The sequence below is a fragment of the Vibrio genomosp. F6 genome (genome assembly GCF_005146325.1).
GTDB lineage: Bacteria > Pseudomonadota > Gammaproteobacteria > Enterobacterales > Vibrionaceae > Vibrio > Vibrio cortegadensis.
In genome coordinates, this window is sequence record NZ_SYUT01000031.1 from 175,840 (window position 1) to 198,312 (window position 22,473).

19 protein-coding genes are annotated in these 22,473 nt (G+C 42.3%); 4 read left to right on the forward strand and 15 right to left on the reverse strand.

From position 1 onward, the window contains the following. Window positions 1–103: 103 nt before the first annotated feature. The 7 genes from FCV43_RS13960 to prfC all read right to left on the reverse strand — a co-directional run bounded on the left by FCV43_RS13960 (window position 104) and on the right by prfC (window position 8,307). Window positions 104–1,324: a phosphopentomutase gene (locus FCV43_RS13960; protein ID WP_136995540.1), complete on the reverse strand. Its 1,221-nt coding sequence runs from the start codon at window positions 1,322–1,324 to the stop codon at window positions 104–106. 18 nt (window positions 1,325–1,342) lie between these two features. Next, complete coding sequence (gene deoA, locus FCV43_RS13965; protein WP_136995541.1) at window positions 1,343–2,671, reverse strand: thymidine phosphorylase; 1,329 nt, start codon at window positions 2,669–2,671, stop codon at window positions 1,343–1,345. A gap of 104 nt (window positions 2,672–2,775) precedes the next feature. Next, complete coding sequence (deoC, locus tag FCV43_RS13970) at window positions 2,776–3,552, reverse strand: deoxyribose-phosphate aldolase (RefSeq protein WP_017054084.1); 777 nt, start codon at window positions 3,550–3,552, stop codon at window positions 2,776–2,778. A gap of 531 nt (window positions 3,553–4,083) precedes the next feature. Further along, a complete protein-coding gene (locus FCV43_RS13975; protein WP_017054085.1) occupies window positions 4,084–5,355 on the reverse strand; it encodes a NupC/NupG family nucleoside CNT transporter in 1,272 nt (423 codons plus the stop codon). Window positions 5,356–5,559: 204 nt separating this feature from the next. Further along, a complete protein-coding gene (locus FCV43_RS13980) occupies window positions 5,560–6,345 on the reverse strand; it encodes a TatD family hydrolase (RefSeq protein ID WP_136995542.1) in 786 nt (261 codons plus the stop codon). Then, window positions 6,342–6,500, reverse strand: coding sequence for a hypothetical protein (locus FCV43_RS20405; RefSeq protein WP_170961662.1), 159 nt, complete (start codon window positions 6,498–6,500; stop codon window positions 6,342–6,344). Before FCV43_RS20405 ends, FCV43_RS13980 begins: the two co-directional genes overlap by 4 nt. Window positions 6,501–6,717: 217 nt before the next feature. Next, window positions 6,718–8,307: a peptide chain release factor 3 gene (gene prfC / locus FCV43_RS13985; RefSeq protein ID WP_017054088.1), complete on the reverse strand. Its 1,590-nt coding sequence runs from the start codon at window positions 8,305–8,307 to the stop codon at window positions 6,718–6,720. A 257-nt stretch (window positions 8,308–8,564) separates the two neighbouring features. Between prfC and FCV43_RS13990 the strand changes: the two genes are divergently transcribed. Next, window positions 8,565–10,619 carry a putative bifunctional diguanylate cyclase/phosphodiesterase gene (locus FCV43_RS13990; RefSeq protein WP_136995543.1) on the forward strand — a complete coding sequence of 685 codons (2,055 nt, stop codon included), beginning with the start codon at window positions 8,565–8,567 and terminating at the stop codon, window positions 10,617–10,619. 126 nt (window positions 10,620–10,745) lie between these two features. Here the strand turns inward: FCV43_RS13990 and rimI are convergent, their stop codons facing one another. The 4 genes from rimI to ubiT form a co-directional block, all read right to left on the reverse strand. After that, complete coding sequence (gene rimI / locus FCV43_RS13995; RefSeq protein ID WP_017054090.1) at window positions 10,746–11,198, reverse strand: ribosomal protein S18-alanine N-acetyltransferase; 453 nt, start codon at window positions 11,196–11,198, stop codon at window positions 10,746–10,748. Then, entirely contained in the window at window positions 11,191–11,610 is a 420-nt protein-coding gene (locus FCV43_RS14000) for a DNA polymerase III subunit psi (RefSeq protein WP_136995595.1), read from the reverse strand. Before FCV43_RS14000 ends, rimI begins: the two co-directional genes overlap by 8 nt. A gap of 235 nt (window positions 11,611–11,845) precedes the next feature. Beyond that, entirely contained in the window at window positions 11,846–12,349 is a 504-nt protein-coding gene (locus FCV43_RS14005; protein ID WP_113799174.1) for a GNAT family N-acetyltransferase, read from the reverse strand. Beyond that, on the reverse strand, window positions 12,333–12,860 hold the full coding sequence (gene ubiT / locus FCV43_RS14010; protein WP_017054093.1) for a ubiquinone anaerobic biosynthesis accessory factor UbiT: 528 nt from the start codon (window positions 12,858–12,860) through the stop codon (window positions 12,333–12,335). Before ubiT ends, FCV43_RS14005 begins: the two co-directional genes overlap by 17 nt. 192 nt (window positions 12,861–13,052) lie before the next feature. Here ubiT and FCV43_RS14015 point away from each other — a divergent pair, with 192 nt between their 5' ends. The 3 genes from FCV43_RS14015 to FCV43_RS14025 all read left to right on the forward strand — a co-directional run bounded on the left by FCV43_RS14015 (window position 13,053) and on the right by FCV43_RS14025 (window position 17,136). Next, entirely contained in the window at window positions 13,053–15,092 is a 2,040-nt protein-coding gene (locus FCV43_RS14015) for a sensor domain-containing protein (RefSeq protein ID WP_017054094.1), read from the forward strand. Window positions 15,093–15,218: 126 nt separating this feature from the next. Then, window positions 15,219–16,232 (forward strand): ubiquinone anaerobic biosynthesis protein UbiU, encoded by a 1,014-nt coding sequence (gene ubiU, locus FCV43_RS14020; protein WP_017054095.1) that lies wholly within the window; start codon window positions 15,219–15,221, stop codon window positions 16,230–16,232. 22 nt (window positions 16,233–16,254) lie between these two features. Further along, window positions 16,255–17,136, forward strand: coding sequence for a U32 family peptidase (locus tag FCV43_RS14025; protein ID WP_029203528.1), 882 nt, complete (start codon window positions 16,255–16,257; stop codon window positions 17,134–17,136). Between the two features lie 72 nt (window positions 17,137–17,208). Here FCV43_RS14025 and FCV43_RS14030 read toward each other — a convergent pair whose 3' ends face one another. The 4 genes from FCV43_RS14030 to pnp all read right to left on the reverse strand — a co-directional run bounded on the left by FCV43_RS14030 (window position 17,209) and on the right by pnp (window position 22,365). Further along, window positions 17,209–18,561, reverse strand: coding sequence for an MATE family efflux transporter (locus FCV43_RS14030; RefSeq protein WP_136995544.1), 1,353 nt, complete (start codon window positions 18,559–18,561; stop codon window positions 17,209–17,211). A gap of 115 nt (window positions 18,562–18,676) precedes the next feature. Beyond that, window positions 18,677–19,087, reverse strand: a complete 411-nt coding sequence (locus tag FCV43_RS14035; protein WP_017054098.1) for a MarR family winged helix-turn-helix transcriptional regulator — start codon at window positions 19,085–19,087, stop codon at window positions 18,677–18,679. 103 nt (window positions 19,088–19,190) lie between these two features. Continuing rightward, window positions 19,191–20,129 (reverse strand): lipoprotein NlpI, encoded by a 939-nt coding sequence (nlpI, locus tag FCV43_RS14040; RefSeq protein WP_136995545.1) that lies wholly within the window; start codon window positions 20,127–20,129, stop codon window positions 19,191–19,193. Window positions 20,130–20,241: 112 nt separating this feature from the next. Then, window positions 20,242–22,365: a polyribonucleotide nucleotidyltransferase gene (pnp, locus tag FCV43_RS14045; protein ID WP_136995546.1), complete on the reverse strand. Its 2,124-nt coding sequence runs from the start codon at window positions 22,363–22,365 to the stop codon at window positions 20,242–20,244. Window positions 22,366–22,473 lie beyond the last annotated feature (108 nt).

Here is a 22,473-nt window from a genome sequence, read left to right on the forward strand (position 1 = left end):
CGTTATCCTCTGTTTCAAGTTTCAATTGAATATACGAATAAGCACCAAATATGCCTATTCGTATATAAAAAGGGACGCTATTGCGCCCCTATTTCATTATTGCTTATAGAAAGCTTTTTCCGTAATCCATATCAGAAGTACCAAAGTACTCTGCTAGGCTTTGGCCGATATCAGCGAAAGTACTACGGTGACCTAATGAACCTGCTGGTAGTTTTGGTCCGTAAGCTAATACTGGAATAAACTCACGAGTATGGTCAGTACCAGGCCAAGTAGGATCACAACCGTGGTCTGCTGTTAGAATCACGATATCATCTTCACCCATCATCTCTAAGATTTCAGGTAAACGGTTATCGAAATACTCTAGAGCTGCAGCATAACCCGCAACATCACGACGGTGACCATAAGCTGAATCGAAATCAACAAAGTTAGTGAATACGATTGTGTTGTCTTCTGCTGCTGTAATCGCTTCTTTCGTTGCTTCGAATAGAGCAGGGATACCTGTCGCTTTCGTTTTCTTAGAAATACCGCAACCTGCGTAGATATCAGAGATCTTACCAATTGAGTGTACTTGTCCGCCTTTCTCATCAACGAGTTTTTGTAAAACCGTTGCTGCAGGTGGCTCAACAGAAAGATCACGACGGTTACCCGTACGTTCGAATTGACCTTTACCAGCACCAATAAACGGACGAGCGATAACACGACCGATGTTGTAGTCTGCTAGTTCTTCACGAGCAATCTGACAAAGGTCTAATAGGTTTTGCAGGCCGAATGTCTCTTCATGACAAGCGATCTGGAAAACAGAGTCTGCTGAAGTGTAGAAGATTGGTAAGCCAGTCTTCATGTGTTCTTCACCTAGGTTATCTAGGATTTCTGTACCCGATGAGTGACAGTTACCTAGGAAACCAGGTAGGTTTGCGCGCTTAAGAATGCTATCTGTCAGCTCTTTCGGGAAGCTGTTTTCTTTATCTGTAAAGTAGCCCCAATCAAACAGTACTGGAACACCTGCGATTTCCCAGTGACCTGAAGGCGTATCTTTACCAGAAGAAAGTTCAGCCGCATGGCCGTAAGCACCAATGATCTCAGCATTCGCATCAAGACCAGGAGCAAATTCACCCGTTGCTTCTTTATGTGCCATAGCCAAACCTAGTTTAGATAGGTTAGGTAGCTTTAATGGACCTTTGCGATCTGCATTATCAGCTTTACCTTGCGCACAATGAGCGGCGATATGACCTAGAGTATCAGAACCTACATCGCCGAATTTTTCTGCATCAGGTGCTTCGCCAATACCGAATGAATCTAAAACTAAAATAAATGCTCTTTTCATTGCTCTCTCCACCAAATGTTATACGTCTTCAGAACGAATCTGACGGTACACATCTGGAGTTGCTTCGTAAGTGCCACCCACAACAATAGCACTTTGCAGCGCTTTCGCCGCTTCTTGCCATTGCTCTTCTGTGCGGGCATGAATAATTGCTAGTGGCTTATCACTGCTTGCTGTTTCGCCTAAACGAATGAACCCATCAAAGCCTACTGCATAATCGATGCTGTCTGTAGCCACGCGACGACCGCCGCCCATTCCTACAACAGCCATACCAATTGCACGCGTATCCATTGCTGAAACAATGCCACTTTCAAGTGCGTACACTGGTTTAATAATTTCTGCTTTCTCTAGGTAGTTATCGTAGTTTTCTACGAAGTCTGCTGGGCCACCAAGGCCTGCAACCATTTTACCAAAGCACTCTGCCGCTTTTCCGTTATCCAGAACTTCCATCAGTTTAGCGCGAGCTTCATCTGAATCTTTTGCAAGATTACCCAGCACTAACATTTCAGCACATGATGCTAAAGTGATGTTAAGAAGACGAGGGTTACGGTATTCACCAGTTAAGAATTGAACCGCTTCACGAACTTCAACAGCATTACCTGCAGAAGACGCTAACACTTGGTTCATATCCGTTAGAATTGCCGTTGTCTTGGTGCCAGCACCATTTGCAACCGCTACAATAGAACGAGCAAGATCTTCAGAGGCTTCATAAGTTGGCATGAATGCGCCTGAACCTACTTTTACATCCATTACTAGCGAATCAAGACCTGCTGCCAATTTCTTAGAAAGAATTGAAGCTGTGATAAGTGAGATGTTATCAACAGTCGCTGTAATATCACGAGTCGCGTAAACACGTTTATCAGCAGGGGCTAGATCACCTGTTTGACCAATAATAGCCACACCCGCGTCTTTGGTTACTTGTCCAAATACGTCGTTAGTTGGTGTGATATTGTAACCAGGAATTGATTCTAGTTTATCAAGAGTACCACCAGTGTGACCAAGGCCTCGGCCAGAGATCATTGGTACAAAACCACCACATGCTGCCACCATAGGGCCAAGCATTAGAGAAGTTACGTCACCAACACCACCAGTAGAATGTTTATCGACAATTGGACCACCAAAATTCATGTGAGACCAATCGATAACCATGCCTGAATCACGCATTGCACAGGTAAGTGCGATACGTTCTGGCATCGTCATTTCATTGAAAAAGATCGCCATTGCGAATGCAGCGATTTGGCCTTCAGATACAGTATTCTTTGCAACACCTTGAATGAAGAAGTTGATTTCTTCAGTAGTAAGAACTTCGTTGTCGCGTTTTTTACGGATGATTTCTTGTGGTAAATACATTAGTGCCTCCCCGACTCTTTGCTAGAGTTTTGGGTTTGTAGGATAAGAGACAAGATGGAGTGACAATGATTCATCACTCACTCCATCTTAGTTAGAATTAAGGATTAGTAAGCTGCAGGATCTGCAGTTTCGTCCGTCACTTCTAATGTATTCAGTAGGTTTGTTAGTAGGCTTGAAGCACCAAAACGGTAGTGCATGTTATCAGCCCACTCACCACCAAGAAGCTCATCAGCCATACCTAGGTATAGCGCAGCATCTTCAGCAGTACGAACACCACCAGCAGGTTTGAAACCAACTGTTTTTGCTACGCCCATGTCACGAATAACTTCTAGCATCATGCGTGCGTATTCTGGTGTTGCATTTTCAGGCACTTTACCTGTTGAAGTTTTAATGAAGTTAGCACCTGCTTCGATACAGATTTTAGATGCTTTCTTGATTAATGCTTCTTCTTTTAGTTCACCTGTTTCGATGATCACTTTAAGCGTGATATCACCACATGCTTCTTTACATTGCTTAACAAGCTCAAAACCGACTTCTTCGTTACCAGCCATTAGGGCACGGTATGGGAATACTACGTCAACTTCATCTGCACCGTAAGCAACAGCAGCTTTTGTTTCCGCAACCGCGATAGCGATATCATCGTTACCGTGTGGGAAGTTTGTTACCGTTGCAATACGTACTTCTGGTGTACCTTGCTCGCGTAGTGTTTTCTTTGCAATAGGAATAAAGCGAGGGTAGATACAGATTGCAGCGGTGTTACCTACTGCAGTTTTCGCGTCATGACATAACGAAATCACTTTTGCATCAGTGTCGTCGTCATTCAACGTAGTTAGGTCCATAAGTTTTAGTGCACGTAGAGCTGCTGCTTTTAAATCGCTCATTTCTATCTCCGATCAATATATTCAAATAGTCAACTACCTTGCCCCTACCTAGTATAGATAGGAATAATAATTTTGCTCAGTAGTCACAAATGAACGGACTTGGTTCCCTGAAGACTTGATAACACACCCCGTATTATCAATTGCTATCCTTGTCACCGCACAGTACCAGTTTGGTCTATGGCACAACAATTCAGTCATGTTGTGTCTAACATGTATAAGTTTAGCTATATTCCTAGGCTAATTAAAGCGCTTAAGCCAACAAGAGAATCCTATCTCTATGCTTTATACATTATAGATTTTTATAAAAAAATGTAGTGCTCCTTAGAACGCAAACGGTTTGTATCTCAAAATACTTTAGAAAAGCCCCCTATTTAACCAAATCTGTAGAAAACAAACGCTTCCTAATTCTGTCAAATAGGTGTGGCTCTCTTCTTCCGTTTTTACAAAAAAAAAGCCCCGCAGCAATTTCTTGCTACGGGGCTCTATTTAAATGGCGTCTATATAGTTATTGATTAACTAAACTATATGGACTTAAAAAGCCATAAGTGTAATGAAGAAACCAGCAATTGTTGCAGCCATTAGGTTAGATAGAGTACCTGCTGCTACCGCTTTCACACCCATCTTAGCGATGTCGTGACGACGGTTAGGAGCAATACCACCTAGACCACCTAGTAGAATCGCAATAGAAGAAAGGTTTGCGAAACCACATAGAGCGAACGAGATAATTGCTTGAGTTTTCTCAGACATTACTTTACCAGTCTCTGCTACTAGTTGAGCGTTATCGCCAACGTAAGGAACAAAGTTTAGGTATGCAACGAATTCGTTAACTACCGTTTTCTGACCAATGAAAGTACCAGCGATTGTCGCTTCTTCCCATGGAACACCGATAACGAATGCTAGAGGTGCGAAGATCCAACCTAGAATAAGTTCTAGAGTTAGCTCAGGCATACCAATCCAACCACCGATGCCGCCCAACATACCGTTGATTAGCGCGATTAGACCGATGAATGCTAGTAGCATTGCACCAACGTTAAGAGCAAGTTGAAGACCAACAGAAGCACCGCCAGCAGCTGCATCGATAACGTTAGCAGGCTTGTCGTCGCCACCGTCGATGTCAGTACCTAGGTTCTCATCTGGAGTGTCAGTTTCAGGCTTGATGATTTTAGCAAACAGTAGACCACCAGGTGCAGCCATGAATGATGCCGCTACAAGGTACTCTAGTGGAACACCCATTGAAGCGTAACCAGCAAGTACACCACCAGCAACAGAAGCTAGACCACCACACATTACTGCGAATAGTTCAGACTGTGTCATTTTTGGAACAAACGGACGCACAACAAGAGGTGCTTCAGTTTGACCAACGAAGATGTTAGCCGCAGCAGACATAGATTCCGCACGAGACGTACCTAATGCTTTTTGCAGACCGCCACCAAGAACTTTGATTACTATTTGCATCGCACCAATGTAGTAAAGTACAGAGATAAGTGCAGAGAAGAAAATCAGCGTTGGTAGAACTTGGAACGCGAAGATGAATCCGATACCGTCAACTGAGAAGTTAACTAGGCTACCAAATAGGAAACCTGTACCGTCTTTACCGTAATCGATCACGTTTGCAACACCAGCAGAGAAACCTGCTAGAAGATCGCGACCCCAAGGTACATAAAGAACGAATGCACCGATGAAAAATTGGATAGCAAAAGCGCCACCCACTGTTCTGATATTGATAGCTTTGCGGTTATCTGATAGTAGGACTGCAATTGCAATTAAAACTACCATGCCGACTAGGCTCATAAACAGGCTCATAGTTTATGACTTCCTTATAAGTTGTGTATTGGCGTGTAACAAAATGGAACTAAAAAGCGGGGGCAATTATACTCACGCCCTCAGAAATAAAGTAATGCCGACCTCACACTTTCTTATAAGATTCATAAGTCATTCACCCGCATATGTGACAAAGATCACCAATAAGTGATAACTTTCTCATCAAGGGAACATTTTGTTTCGATTTTATTCACACATAGCAAAGAGAGAATGGCTATTTTCCCACACTTGAGAAGCAACCGTTTGCTCTGTCTCTTTTCTAATCAAAACCAACTCATCAAAAATGTTAATCACGTTTTTAGGGTGGTTTGCACGGCCTTGACACCCATTTATTGGCATATCTGGAGCATCCGTTTCTAGTACCAGTGAGGTTAATGGTAAGCATGCAATCGCTTGCCTAGTTTTATTCGCTCGAGGATATGTAATGACACCGCCAACGCCGATATAGAACCCTAACGCGACAAAATTCATCGCTTGCTGATAGCTTCCAGAAAAGCCGTGCAGTACACCTCCTTTCTCTGGTCTATGCTTCTTCAGTAGCTGAATCATTCTATTGTGAGCTTTTCGACAATGGAGAATAAGCGGTAATTTCATTAAGTTTGCCAGCTGGATTTGACGGATAAAAAACGCTTCTTGCTGTTGAGGATCAATATCAATGGCGAAATCTAAACCGCACTCTCCTATCGCCACGCATTTTGTCGGTGACACCTGCAACTCTCTCTCTAGCTCATCTATATCTTCTATTAAATAGTCATTCAAAAAGTAAGGATGAAAACCTAAGGCATAGCTGATCTCATCATGTTGTATAGATAAGCGCTGAATCTCTGCCCAATTCTTCATTCCAATAGACGGAATGAGAATTTTCTCTACGCCTTGGTTTTTAGCCGCTTCAAGTTCATCACTAAAATGCTGTCGGTAGGGTTCAAAATCAAAATGGCAGTGAGTGTCAAATAGCCGAATCGAATCATTCATTCGTTCGTTGACTCTCTTTTCATTGATTCTTCATTATTTTCACGTTTTTGCTCCTCTTTATATGGAACACAACTGCGTCTTTGCTCTGGAGTTAATCCCATAGATTGACACCAAAGATCATAACGAGCCACCCACCCTCGTAGCCATTTGATCATATTACTCCTCCGTGTAGCATGGTTATTTGGCACTCAGTTATACAGGCTCAGCTATAAAGGATCAGTCATAAGAACTCGGTAATCAGAGCGTATGAATAGAAATAAATGCCAAAGTATAAAAGATTAGATTGAACGCATAAAAAACGCCTATTGATTTAACAATAGGCGTTTTACATGTTCGAACCAATAATTATCGCTAACTATCGATCAAATCAGATTAGTGTTCACGAGTCGCTCTAAACTGAACGTCAGGGAAACGTTCTGACGCAAGGTTAAGGTTCACCATCGTTGGAGCAACATAAGATAGGTTATCGCCACCATCCAATGCTAAATTACTTTGGTTCTTACGCTTAAACTCTTCAAGCATCTTAGCATCACTACACTCAATCCAACGCGCTGTTGCAACGTTGACACCTTCGTAGATAGCTTCAACGTTATATTCCGCTTTCAAACGAGCCACAACAACATCAAACTGAAGAACACCAACCGCGCCCACAATAAGATCGTTATTTTGCAGTGGACGGAATACCTGTACCGCGCCCTCTTCCGAAAGTTGAACTAAACCTTTCAATAGCTGTTTCTGCTTTAGAGGATCTCTTAAGCGAATACGACGGAACAATTCAGGGGCGAAATTCGGAATACCTGCAAACTTCAAATTTTCGCCTTGCGTGAAAGTATCACCAATTTGAATCGTGCCGTGGTTGTGTAAACCAATGATATCACCCGCATACGCTGTTTCAGCACGAGTACGATCACCTGCCATGAAGGTTACCGCATCAGAAATACTGACATTTTTACCGGTACGAACATGGTTCATCTTCATACCTTGGTTGTAAGTTCCCGATACGATACGCATGAAAGCAATGCGGTCACGGTGTTTTGGATCCATATTCGCTTGAATTTTAAATACAAAACCAGAGAATTTTTCCTCGGTTGCCACAACATCACGCTCATTTGCTTTGCGAGTTTGTGGGGCAGGTGCCCATTCCGTTAGGCCATCCAACATATGGTCAACACCAAAGTTACCTAATGCAGTACCGAAGTAAACAGGCGTTAACTCACCAGCAAGGAAAAGCTCGTGATCAAACTCAGGACATGCACCAATAACAAGTTCTAGTTCATCACGTACACTTGCAGCAAGATCTTCACCGACAGCAATATCAAGCTCAGGGTTATCTAGACCTTTAATGATACGAACGTCTTGGATCTCATGACCGTGGCCTGATTCATATAAGATCGTCTCATCGCGATGAATGTGATACACACCTTTAAACTCTTTACCACAACCGATAGGCCATGAGATAGGTGCACAGGCCATGCCTAATTCGCTTTCGACTTCATCTAACACTTCCATTGGATCACGAACATCGCGGTCCAATTTGTTCATGAACGTCACGATAGGCGTATCACGTAGGCGAGTAACTTCCATTAATTTACGCGTACGATCTTCGACACCTTTAGCGGCATCAATAACCATCAAGCACGAATCAACGGCAGTCAATGTACGGTAAGTATCTTCCGAGAAATCTTCGTGTCCAGGAGTATCAAGTAGGTTAACGAGGCAGTCGTTGTAAGGAAACTGCATCACAGAGGTAGTAACCGAAATACCACGCTCTTTTTCCATCTCCATCCAGTCGGATTTAGCGTGTTGGTTAGAGCCACGACCTTTTACCGTACCCGCTTTTTGAATAGCGTTTCCGAATAAGAGTACTTTTTCAGTAATAGTGGTTTTACCCGCATCCGGGTGCGAGATAATAGCGAAGGTTCTACGTTTAGACACTTCACCGATAAACGGAGTATTTGACATTAATGTAATCTTCTTTGGGCTAACATGTATCCATCAGGGCAGATTGCACTCTGGATTAGCGATATGAATCAATTTTGCGCGTATTTTCCCCTATATTTGCGTTCGGGGCAAATTTGTCTGCATTCACAATAAAAAGCGGTAAACCACGTGGTATCATGCCCTAGATAACAAAATCTTCAAGAAAACAAATAACCTATAAAAATATAGATGAAATTGAGCTATAACTTAATAAGTGATGAGATTGAGTTGGGTATACCTTGAAAGCAAAAAAAGTACATTCTCTGGCATTTAAACAAGCAAAAACCGTCTTTTTAGTCTCAGTCGTTTTGGGGCTGTTTTTTAGTTTCTATTACATTTTAGTCGATTTGCACCAAGAGCAACAACGCATCGAAGAGCACTACCAATTCAAATTGCTCCAGAACTACTCTAACGCAAGCCAAGCCGCCTACCACTTAAATCATCTCTTAGCAGAACAAGTGGCGTCCAGCCTTATGATGGATCCTGCCATTTTTAATGTAAAAATTATTGACGATTTTGGCGATATTCTCACAATCAAAGATAAACAAGTCGTCAGCCAGGGTAGCCTTTCGGAACTCTTGTCTGATTATTTAACCCCGACCTCAACCCATTACATAACGGCATTACATCAGCCAAACTCTGAGGTTATCGTCGGCTCACTTAGTTTCTCAATTAATGGCACGAGCATCGCACAAGACTTCATCGCAAAATCCTCACGAATCTTACTTTTCGATTTAATCCGAAACGTGCTTCTAACCATTATCCTACTGATTTTTTTCTACTATAAATTGTCGAAACCTATCGTAACTCTCATTGAATGGGTTCAATCTCTGCAGGATAAAAACAAGGCTCAACCGCTGCCAACAAAAGACAGAAATGATGAGCTGAGCCGCCTCGCGACGTCATTCCATGATTTATGGCAAGACAGAGAAAAAGCAGAAGGCAAGCTCAATCAACTCGCATACTATGATTCATTAACAGGATTAGCGAATCGTAGCTTGTTACTTCAAACTCTAAGCTCAACCATTACCGATTCCGCAAAAACGCGTACCAGCGGCGTACTGTTTTATCTTGATTTAGACCGCTTCAAAACCATCAATGACTCATTAGGTCATACGATTGGGGATCATTTAATCAAAGCCATTGCACTTCGTATTGATGCTTGGCTAAAGCCCGGCTACGTTGCGGCGAGAATTGGTGGTGATGAATTTGCCATCTTAGTCCCTGGCCTCACTTCAAAAGAAGCAACCAATGTCGCCAAACAGTTACTTTCTCTGATCTCCAACCCGTACTCAATCGACGATCATCAACTCTATTGTACCGTGAGTATCGGAATATCGGTTTTCCCTTCCGTCGATAGCACCAGTATTGATGTGTTAAGGCAAGCCGACACTGCGCTATACCGAGCGAAAGTCGCGGGTAGAAACAATTACATGTTCTATGAGCCAGAGATGCAGGCGCAGGTAGAATCCTTTTTGGAGATTGAGAAAGGGCTACATGAGGCGCTAAACAAGCATCAACTGGAGCTTTACTACCAACCGCAAGTCAATCAACATCAGCAGATCATTGGCGTAGAAGCACTCATTCGTTGGAATCACCCAGAAAAAGGGGTACTCCCTCCCGGGATATTCATGCCGATTGCCGAAGAGACAGGGCAAATTTTACAAATTGGCGACTGGATCATTGAGCAGGCTTGTTACCAATATGCCGCATGGAAAAAAGAAGGGGTTCTACCTCCAACATTTAAGCGCCTAGCCATCAACATCAGTCCGCTCCAATTCTCACAAGAATCATTTGTCGATCATATCTTCGATGCTCTAGCGCAAGCAGGGATTAGTGGTCAACATATCGAATTAGAGATAACAGAGAGTTTGCTGCTAGAGAACATTGAAGGCGCCATCAAGAAAATGGCCGAATTGAAAGAGCGAGATATACAAATATCGATAGATGACTTTGGGACTGGTTACTCTTCATTGCGCTATCTTAAACACTTAGCGGTCGATGTTTTAAAAATAGATCGATCTTTTGTGACTCAACTGCATTTAGATGAAAGCGATCAAGCCCTTGTTGATACCATCATTATGACCGCAAGACGGTTGAATCTAGAAGTCATTGCTGAAGGTGTTGAAGAAGTCCTTGAGCTCAATTCGCTTAAAGATCTGGGCTGTACACAGTTCCAAGGTTACTTATTTGATAAACCACTGCCAGCAAAAGAGATCGCCATCAAGCTAAAAAACAGCCCTTATAATATTGAAACCGCGGTTAACCAAGCCGCTTTAGTTAAAACAAGTTAACGATATCTTGAAGACTTGCTGCTTATTACTCGACATAATAAGCAGCAAACCCATTCAATTAAGTTATCGTTGAACTAAGACGATGTTTAGTATTAGTGGTTTTCTCAATGAAGAGCCTAGAGCTCGCTAAAAAGAGAAGAATAAATAACTCATGATAATCGCGTCTTCTTTTCCATTAGCGCTTGGGTAGTAGTTATAGCGCCTATCGACCTCATTAAAACCGAGCGACTCGTATAACTGAAACGCTTTGAGGTTACTTTCTCGAACTTCAAGCCAGATGCTTTCAGCGTTAGATTCTTCGCACGCCTTAATGAATGCCTCCATCAAGATACGCCCGTAACCTTTACCCTGCTTATCAGGTGCTATCGCGATATTCAGTAATGTCACTTCACCCACAATATTTTGCGAGTAAAAGTACCCCACCAACTCTTCATTCACCCACAAACCATGATGATTTCCACCTCGACTGTCGAGATCATTAATATTAGATTGCGCCCAAGGGTGAGAATGTGCACTTTGTTCGATATTCCAAACATCATTGAGATGTTCAGGTCGAAGTTTGATTAATTGATTAGTCATAAGAACAGATCTGCTGCCATAAATCTCGTCGGTGTTGAACATTACCATCTATTTCAGATAACAAAGGTGAGTTAAGTACTTTTTTAACCTGAACGCCGTCAGAAGTCTCGCAGCCAGCAAACCATACCCATTCAAGTTGATTTTCACCTAGTTGAGATAGTTGTGACGGTTGAATGAACAACGCCTGATCAAGCCGTAAATGAATACTTTTTAAAACGCGCTCAAACATCGTAACGATCTCTCCACTTGGTGGCATCGGTGAGATAAGTAATAACTTGCATGAGTCAGGAAGTTCTAAATCTACAGGCTGATAGCCTTCAAACATTTTAGGGTCAGCCAAAACCCACTGGCTGATGCCCATTTCTTGTAAGTAGCAAGCTTGTCGAAATTGGCTTTGTTGTTGGGATTGCATAAGTTGCTGTGATTGCATAAATAATTGGGATTGCGTAATCAGTTGAGACATAGCGATTTAATTAGGCCCATGGCTAAAAATATCTATCAATTCAGAGGCGTTAAGTACTTATAATAAGCACAACATGATAATCAGGATAAGGCGTTCTCAACAAGCATAACGCTGATGGCATAAAAAACAAAGGAACGATATCGCTCCTTTGTTTCTTAATCTAACTGAACGACTGCGTTGAGCCCTACAACTCAGAAAATTCAGGGCTATATTCAATTAAACCTGAATGATTTTGAAAACAACCATCCACGAGTTCAATGGCCTGAAATGCGCCCTCAGGCACATCCCAAATGCAGTTAAAGTTGAATATATCGGCATTTTTAAAACCAAACTTTTGATAAAAAGCTGGGTCTCCCAAAACAACGCATCCTGGATAACCAAAATCAACTAGAGATACAAATGCTTCCTTAATCAAAGAGGTAGCAATTCCTTGATTTTGATATTCACTTTTAACACACAAAGGAGCAAGCCCTTGCCAGTTGTGATCTTCACCATCAACCTGAACCGGGCTGAACATGACATGGCCGATAATCTCTCCATCATCAGAACACGCCACTAAAGATAACGTCAAACGGCTATTTTCACGAAGCTTCATCACCAAGTTGGCTTCAGCTTCAGTCTCAAATGCAGATTTAACTAAACGATCAATCGTTAATATATCTGCTGGAGCTTCAGTTCGAATAAGCATTTATAACCTCATTTTGTGTAGACGGTGATTGTACGCCCTTATGCACAAAATCAGCTAATTGATTTACAAATAATTGCAGCGGTTTAGGTAACAACTCCAGATCCACGCTATCCATTAAATTCTTAACTTCTAGGCCTAATTCTGTATCCCCTTCAATGCTTAAACGACGTTGGAAAAAGAGCGTATCAGGATCCTCTTTTCGTCCTACAATTAGAATAAGATCATTCAAGTTGCCACTAAAACTGACATCTTCTTGCTCTGAAGTCTCTGATACTACAAGTTTTTCATCTTGGTAACTGATATGCCAACTAAGGTTCATATCCTTAATTGATACTTTTAACCATTTATCTTCAAGGAACTCAAAATCACCGTCTTCAAGCGCTTCGTGAAAAACCGTTTTCAACCCTTCTAGCAAGGCTTTTTTTTGTACAGTTTGAGGCAATAAGTGGACTGGAGATCGCAAAATTGATGCTGCGTTTTGAACTAGTTGGGTGCGAATCTTGTTAATCACGCTATTTATCCGTTACTTTGTAAGAAGAATATCTCATCATAATGGATGAGATTGAATGGATTCCTGTTATGAGTCAAGAAACATCGCGTTGACATGTTTCACATCGATAGAATCACAGTTATAGTTAGTGTATTACGAATATTTCACTCATTGTGTAAAAAATAAGCCCAGTGGAGAATCGGTAGTAAATTGATGTCATCCCAGCAGTTACAACATTGGTTCGCAAAACTAACGTCAAACAGTCCGTTCTTTTTTGCCATATTGGATGATCAGCACAACTACTGCATGGTCAATGATCGCTATTGCGATATTTCAGGACTTAGCCAAACCGAACTGGTTGGTATGAGTGATTCACAGATCCTCGGAGAGCAGTTTTACCAGCACTTACAGCCTTACTATGAAAGAGCATTTGCTGGAGAAGTCATTGAAGCCGAAATTACTCTCAATGAGACGGATTTAGAGACCAGTCTGCATTTTTCATTGTCTCCCGTTCATAATGACAAGAAAATCGACCATGTAATCTTTCATGCTACTGATACGTCTGAAAAACAGATCCTCATTCGCTCCCTCGAAGAGTCCGAAAATAAATTTTCTAAGTTAACTCAGCTACTCCCCGATGGGCTTTTGTTAGTTGAAGATGACTGCATTTTGTCCGCGAACCCAGCCGCAGCACGATTGCTCGGTTTCAATTCAGCGAACGAGTTATTAGGTGAAGAGCTCGGGCGCCTATTTATCGATGTTAATACAAAAACCGTCTTTAATACGAAATTAGGCTCACTGCTTTCAGAGAAACCGTTTGTCTGCTTAACAGGATCTCGTTGCGGGTTTGAGAGAAAACTCCAACTCAATGCAGACTCGACTCTCATTTTAGGTAGCGCTTCACAAATCGTATTAATTCAAGATGCCGAAGACGCACCAAAACCACTGTCTAGCACCGTCAATGAAGATGCTCATATCGATTCACTGACCAATCTTTATAACCGTTTTGGCTTTACCAAGCGTTTAGAGCAGTTCATCCACACCAAAACACCACTTGTGATGCTGTATCTTGATATTGATAACTTTAAAAACATCAATGACTCTCTAGGTCACCACATTGGTGATAAAGTCATCAAAGAGGTCTCTTCAAGGTTAAAACGATTACTGCCTAAACAAGCGGTTCTGGGGCATTTAGGTGGTGATGAGTTTGGGATTATTCTGCCTGAACCTGAAAATAATCGTATGGCTGAATCACTTTCTGAACGCATTATATCCATTATTAATCAGCCCTTCGATCTGCACCACTTCAGCAAGCGTTTAGCCTGTTCTATTGGCAGCGTTGCCTCTCCACAAGATGGCAACGATGCTCGGATCTTATTGCAAAATGCCGATACCGCAATGTATGAGGCAAAAGATCGCGGCCGTAATCGACTCATTAAGTTTAATGACCAGATGAACAAAGAAGCTCGAATGAGGCTTTGGCTAGAGATTGAACTGCAAAAAGCACTGCAACAAAACGGATTAGAAGTTTGGTACCAACCTAAAGTGAATGCACGCGATTTCAGCATCAATGGCGCTGAAGCTCTAGTTCGCTGGAAACACCCTGTTGAAGGCTACATCAGCCCGGCCGCCTTTATCCCTGTAGCAGAACGAGCAGGTTTAATTGAGCACCTTGGCCGAGTTGTGATGCGCGATGTATTTACCACAGTAAAACGCTGGAAGCTTCAAGGTATTCTACCTGGCAGAGTGGCGATTAACCTATCTCCAGAGCAATTTGGTAATCCGAAATTGATCGATTACATGGAGAAGTTACTCAGAACCACAGAGCTAGATCCAAGTTGCATTACATTTGAGCTCACAGAAAGCGCCGTAATGAGTGATAGCGACCACACTCTTCAAATGCTAAATGCGATCAAAAAACTGGGCTTTGCCTTATCAATTGATGATTTTGGTACTGGCTACTCATCACTCTCCTATTTGGCTAGATTCCCTCTTGATGAGCTCAAAATTGATCGTGCTTTCATCACTGATATTGATACGCTACCCAAGCAGATCACGGTAATTGAAAATATCATTAATTTGGGTAAGTCACTCAATTTAACCGTGGTAGCAGAAGGTGTTGAAACTCATCAGCAAGCAACGCTACTCTCAAACCTTAATTGCAACTCAATTCAAGGCTTCCACTTTCATCGACCTCAACCGAAACAAGAAGTCGAAGAGCTGTTTGCCCAAAATCGCCGACACAAAAATTAACCCTGTAAGTAATCCTTATGGGGTAAATACGACTTTATTCACGTAAACCTGCCTCACATCAAATTTGCCATTCATATTTCTTCATAAAATGCGGGTACTCTTATTTAGATATCTGGTAGTGAGCAAATGGAACTCCTATGTCCGGCAGGTAACCTTCCTGCTTTAAAAACAGCCATCGATTGCGGTGCTGATGCCGTATACATTGGTTTTAAAGATGACACCAATGCTCGTCATTTTGCTGGTTTAAATTTTACGGGCAAGAAGCTCGATCGCGCCGTGCAATATGTTCACGATCACAATAAAAAAATCCATGTGGCGCTTAATACGTTTGCCCATCCAAATGGTTTTGAACGTTGGACCAACGCCGTCGATAACGCCGCAGACTTAGGTGTCGATGCACTGATCGTTGCTGATATAGCCGTACTCGATTATGCAGCAAATAAATACCCTGATTTAGAACTGCATCTATCCGTACAAGCATCAGCCACCAACGTTGCTGCTGTCGATTTTTACCATCAAAATTTCAATGTAAAGCGCGTTGTATTACCTCGCGTGCTATCGATTCATCAAGTCAAACAGTTATCTCGAAATATCACCAGTGATGTCGAGTTAGAAGTATTTGCATTCGGTAGTTTGTGCATTATGTCTGAAGGCCGTTGTTACCTCTCTTCATACATGACAGGCGAATCTCCAAACACCGTTGGAGCCTGTTCTCCCGCTAAATATGTTCGCTGGCAAGAAACCGATGGCGGTCTTGAGTCTCGCCTTAATGAGATCTTAATAGATAAGTATTCAGCCGGTGAAAACGCAGGTTACCCAACATTGTGCAAAGGCCGTTTTGAAGCGGATATTGACGGTGAAAGAAAACGTTATCACGCTCTTGAAGAACCAACCAGTTTGAACACCCTCTCAATGCTTCCAGAGCTATTTGCCGCAAATGTGGCTTCAGTGAAAATTGAAGGCCGCCAACGTAGCCCCGCTTATGTTGAACAAGTCACACGAACTTGGCGCGCAGCGATTGATCGCTACCTTGCAGACCCAGAAGATTACCAAGTTGAGCAAGCGTGGAATGCAACATTAGCGAACGTTTCTGAAGGCACCCAGACCACTCTTGGTGCTTACCACCGTAAATGGCAATAGAGAATAAACAATGGATAACACGATGAAATACGCCCTTGGTCCATTACTTTATTTTTGGCCAAAACAGAATGTAGAAGATTTTTACGCGCAGGCACAATCCAGCTCAGCTGATATCATCTATTTAGGGGAATCGGTGTGCTCAAAACGCCGTGAAATGAAGCTAAAAAACTGGTTTGAAATTGCAAAAGAGCTGTCGGCATCTGGCAAGCAAGTTGTTCTGTCTACCATGGCACTTCTTGAAGCGCCGAGCGAAGTCAGCATTTTAAAGAAATACATCGATAATGGTGACTTTGCGATAGAGGCCAACGATGTTTCTGCTATTCAGCTTGCCTACGAACACAAAGTGCCTTTCGTTGTTGGCCCTGCGGTTAATGCTTACAACGCTCAAACACTGAACCTTTTCCTTAAACAGGGGATGACTCGTTGGTGCATGCCTGTTGAACTATCTCGTGAATGGTTAAGCAATGTAATGACTCAGTGTGAGTCTTTGAATATTCGTAATAAGTTTGAAGTCGAAGTCTTTAGCCATGGCTATCTACCTCTGGCTTATTCTGCTCGCTGCTTTACCGCTAGAGCCGAGAACAAAGCCAAAGATGATTGCGAGACATGCTGCATAAAATATCCGACGGGGCTTCAAGTTGATAGCCAAGAGGGGCAGTCAGTATTTAACTTGAATGGCATTCAAACTCAATCTGGTTACTGTTATAACTTGATTAATGATTTACCTAGTATGCAAGGGCTAGTCGATGTGGTTCGCCTGAGCCCTCTCGGTCTTGATACGTTCTCAGAAGTCGATCGCTTCAGAGCGAATGAATCTGGTACGCAACCCAAGATAATTCAGAGCCATCAGTGTAATGGTTACTGGCATCAACTTGCGGGTTTAGAAGTCAAACAGATAGACTAAAACGATAAAAAGAGCGACTAGAATGTCGCTCTTTTTATATCCAGCAATCAACCAGCCGCATACATTATTGCATCAATTCGTCAGTACTTGATGGTTGGGCTCTATATCTTGTTGACTAGATAGCCTTTTAATATCTTTAACCATCATGATAATAACCACAATACTCAATGCTATATTGGATAGAGGGTAAGCAATCCACACACCTGTCAGTCCAAGTATTTTTGGTAATAAATACAAAAATGGCAGTTGAATTAGCATGTTACCTACAGTCACAAACATTGCTTTCCCCCCACGATTTATCGCTTGGTAATAAGCGCCTGCAACCACAAGAAAACCATCTAAGAATAGAGCGAATAAATGTAAGCGGATCCCTAGCACGGCATTATCAATCAACTCCGAATCTTGTGAATTAAAAACCGATATCGCTTCATAAGGGAAGATATTCAATAGGATAATAAACAGCACGCCGCCCACAATAGACGTTATCATCGCAACGTTAAGTAACTGCTTAATATTATGGTTATTTTTAGCACCGTGATTATAGCTAACCAGTGGCTGCATCCCATTCGCGATCCCTTCAACCGTTAAGTAGTAAACCGTTACGATATATCCCAAAATCGCATATGATCCAATGATCAACGTATTACCGTACTGAGTAAATAGTGCATTATGTAACGCCACCATCATAGCCCCGTATGCGTACATAAAAAAGCTTGAAACACCGATAGCAAACAGTTGAGGCACATAGTTCAAACGTAACACTAAACAGCGCCTAGTGAGCCGCAGTTTTGCTCGAGAAGAGAAAAAGTATCCTACTCCTAATACTGTTACGATCATTTGAGCAATGCCTGTCGCCAACGCCGCTCCAGTTAACTCCCATTTGAGCCACACAATAAAAACGTAATCAAGAGCGATATTGATGACAGCACCAATGATCATCAATACCGTAGCAAGGTTAGGGCTATCGTCATTACGCAATAAAAATGGCAGTGCAATAGAACCTAACGAGAAGACACTCGCAAAAATCAAAACATGTAAATACTGCAAACCAAGCTCTAATACGCGCCCTTCCGCTCCTTGCACTAATAGGAAAGCATCTGAAAAGTACCACAGTAAGATGGATACCACTGGTGCTAAACCTGCCAATAAAATCAAGCCAGTCGCCAGTACTTGTTTTGCGCTTTCGCTGTTTTGCTCACCTTGTTTGATCGATGATAACGCACCAGTCCCGACCCCAATCATCATTCCGAGACCAAGAATGCACCCAATAACAGGCCAAGCGACATTAATACCGGCAAGCCCCTCAGCCCCCATATAGCGACCAATAAAAATACCATCAACGACTTGATACAAGCCATTGACTAGCATTGCAGCAACGGTAGGAATGGTATAGCGCCAAAACTGGCGATAAATAGAATTTGTCATAATCTCTTTTTCATTAGCTATCTGTGCATTTAGTTATCTATAAACTTAGTCATCGATAAACTTAGTTAATCTATAAATTTAGTTATCAAGGCTAACTAAATGGGTAAATTCAATCTTATTTCAACGCCTTTTTCAGAAGCTCATTTAACTGCTGAGCTTCAATTTCCGTCAGACCCTTCATCAAACGATCCGACATTAATTCATAGACTTTACTTTCCAACGAAAGGTTGTCAGTAGCTAAAGGCGTTAGGCCAACCCGTTTAGAACGGGCATCTTCGGGGCATGGTTTCCGCTCCACTAGCCCTTTACGCTCTAATCGTTTCACCATATTCGTTGCCGATGGTTTCGTGACTTGCATCTCGGCTGCTAAATCGGTCAAGCGAATCAGTTCAGGGGCAGCTTGAATGACTTTGAGGTAGTCATACTCATTGAAACTGAGCTGAGCAATCGGATCTTCCTTACTGTGCACTCTCCAAATTTTCGCTGAAAATCGCTCTAGCTCTTCTAGGTGGTGATTTAAACTCATGTATCGCTCATTTTAGTTAGCAAGGCTAACTAGTTTACTATTTGAGTGTTTTAAAAGCAAAAAAAACCGCCACGTGGACGGTTTTCTTTCAATTATTATGCGGCTATTGCGTTACTACTTCGCTTTTCTCTGAACTTTCACTCATTTTTTTATCGTTGGTTTCGGCTAAACGCTGAGCTTTCACCTCTTCAAAAATCCGTCCAAGCTCTAAAAATGAGTAACGATGTTCCACATACTCAAACACATTAAATGACAGGGCTAACTTATAGAGAGAGACGGCATTAGCATAGTCACCGACTAGCTGATAACGCTTACCCAAATAAAAATAGACTTCGGTGAGTCGTTGCGCCAGCAGTGTGTTGTCACGGCTACTTGTTAGCACGGCTTTGAATGCTTGCTCTTCCGTAATTTTATCCAGAGTCAATGCCACTAACACCCAGCCCCAGCTTTCATCTTTCGATTCATAGCGTGTTAATAGCGCTTGTTGCGCTTCAATAGGGTCAAGTTCGTATTGAATTATATACAACCACAAGGCGCGAAATGGATCGCTGGGACCATCCTGATAATGCTTGGTCATATCTTCAAATGCTAAATCAATACGATCACCATAATAGAGTGCAATCGCTCGGTTTCTTTCAGCATAAGAGTTAGAGGGATCAAGCTCTAACGTTGAATCAAAAGCTTCATATGCGGCATCAAACTCACCAACTTGAGTAAAGTACACTCCCAATAGGTTGAAGATGTCAGGCTGAGCAGGATCTAATGCTAGAGATTGATTAAAGTCTAAACGAGCAAGATCTCGCAACCCAACGCTATCGTAGTAATTCCCCCGTTCATAAAACATCTTGGCGCGAACTTCATCTTTAAGATCAGAACGCTGCAACAATTGAGTCAAACGAGCAATTTGTACTTCTTGCTTAATTGTCGATTGAAGAGGCACTGCCATCGGTGGATAGATCCACTGACTTGACTGCTTTGTTGTTGATGAACATCCAGTCAATACCAGCATTATGCATAGACTAGCGGTTTGAAACCATTTCACAAATAGATACTCCTGTTAAACCCGCATGAAAAAGGGGAGCGATATCGCTCCCCTTTATAACATGCTTTGAGACTTATAGGCTAATAAACCCTAAGCTCATCACCTTAAGCAATTAAGCTTCAGGTGCAGCGTTTTCTTCAGCTGCAGGCTGTTCTACTGCTTCTTTCATGCTTAGACGTACACGGCCTTGACGGTCGATTTCAAGAACTTTAACTTGAACTTCTTGACCTTCAGTTAGGTAGTCAGACACTTTCTCGATACGCTTGTCAGCGATTTGAGAGATGTGTACTAGACCATCTTTACCAGGAAGAATCGTTACGAATGCACCGAAGTCAGCTAGACGAGCAACTTTACCCGTGTAGATAGTACCCACTTCAACTTCTGCAGTTAGTGACTTGATACGGTTGATTGCGTCTTCAGCTTGTTCGCCAGAAGTTGCAGCAATTTTAACTGTACCGTCATCTTCGATTTCGATAGTTGTGCCTGTTTCTTCACAAAGAGCGCGAATAACCGCACCGCCTTTACCGATAACATCACGGATCTTATCAGTGTTGATTTTCATTGTGTGGATACGTGGAGCAAACTCAGAGATATCTTCACGAGCGCCAGAGATTGCTTCGTCCATAACAGTAAGGATGTGCTTACGCGCACCTTGTGCTTGGTTTAGAGCGATCTGCATGATCTCTTTAGTGATACCTTCAATTTTGATATCCATTTGAAGAGCAGTAATACCGTCGTTAGTACCCGCAACTTTAAAGTCCATGTCACCTAGGTGATCTTCGTCGCCAAGGATGTCAGAAAGAACAACGAAATCATCGCCTTCTTTAACAAGACCCATCGCGATACCAGCAACAGATGCTTTGATTGGAACACCAGCATCCATAAGCGCTAGAGAAGTACCACATACAGAAGCCATTGAAGATGAACCGTTAGATTCAGTGATTTCCGATACAACACGTACTGTGTATGGGAATTCTTCAATTGAAGGCATAACTGCTTGGATACCACGTTTCGCTAGCTTACCGTGACCAATTTCACGACGCTTAGGAGAACCAACAAAACCAGTTTCGCCTACACAGTATGGAGGGAAGTTGTAGTGTAGAAGGAAGTGGTCTTTCTTCTCACCCATTAGGCTATCGATGATTTGAGCATCACGTTGTGTACCAAGTGTTGCCGTAACAAGTGCTTGAGTTTCACCACGAGTAAATAGAGAAGAACCGTGTGTACGTGGAAGAACACCAGTACGTACGTCTAGCGCACGAACCATGTCTTTTTCACGGCCATCAATACGTGGGTTGCCAGCAATGATGCGGCTACGTACTACGTTTTTCTCTAGAGAACCTAGCATGCCGCGAATTTCACGTTCATTAAGTTCTTCGTCTTGAGCTAGAAGCGCTTCAACTGCTTCATTTTTGATTGTGCCAACTTGCTCATAACGTGCCATTTTTTCAGTAATTTGGTACGCGTCTGAAAGGCGAGTTTCTGCAAGTTCCGCAACTTTAGCTTTAAGCTCTTCGTTTACTTCTGGAGCTGTCCAATCCCATGCAGGAGTAGCAACTTCAGCAGCAAATTCGTTGATAGCTTTAATAACGACTTGTTGTTGATCGTGACCGTAAACAACAGCAGAAAGCATCTCTTCTTCAGATAGGTTATCAGCTTCAGATTCAACCATAAGAACTGCGCCTTCAGTACCAGACACAACTAGGTCTAGTTTAGAGTTTTCAAGCTCTGTATTTGAAGGGTTAAGTACTAGTTGACCATCGATGTGACCAACACGTGCAGCACCGATAGGACCATTGAATGGAACACCAGCGATAGAAAGTGCAGCAGACGTTGCGATCATAGTGATCATGTCTGGGTTTACGTCAGGGTTGATAGAAACAACCGTAGCGATAACTTGAACTTCGTTTTTAAACGCACTTGGGAAAAGTGGACGAATTGGACGGTCAATAAGACGAGCTGTTAGTGTTTCAGCTTCAGAAGGACGACCTTCACGCTTGAAGAAACCACCAGGAATTTTACCAGCAGCGTAAGTACGCTCTTGGTAGTTAACTGTTAGCGGGAAGAAATCTTGACCTGCTACCGCTTCTTTTTTTGCTACTACAGAAACGAATACTGACGTATCGTCCATTGTTGCCATTACAGCAGCGGTAGCTTGGCGTGCTATTACGCCTGTTTCTAGAGTTACGGTGTGGTTACCGTACTGAAATGATTTTACGACTGGATTCGCGAACATTTGATTTCCTTACTCTAAACTCATATGAGATTTAGAATGATTAAATGAATACTCAAAGCAATACTAATCGCGACTAGTACAAATTGACTTCGAAAAAGATAATTTGTA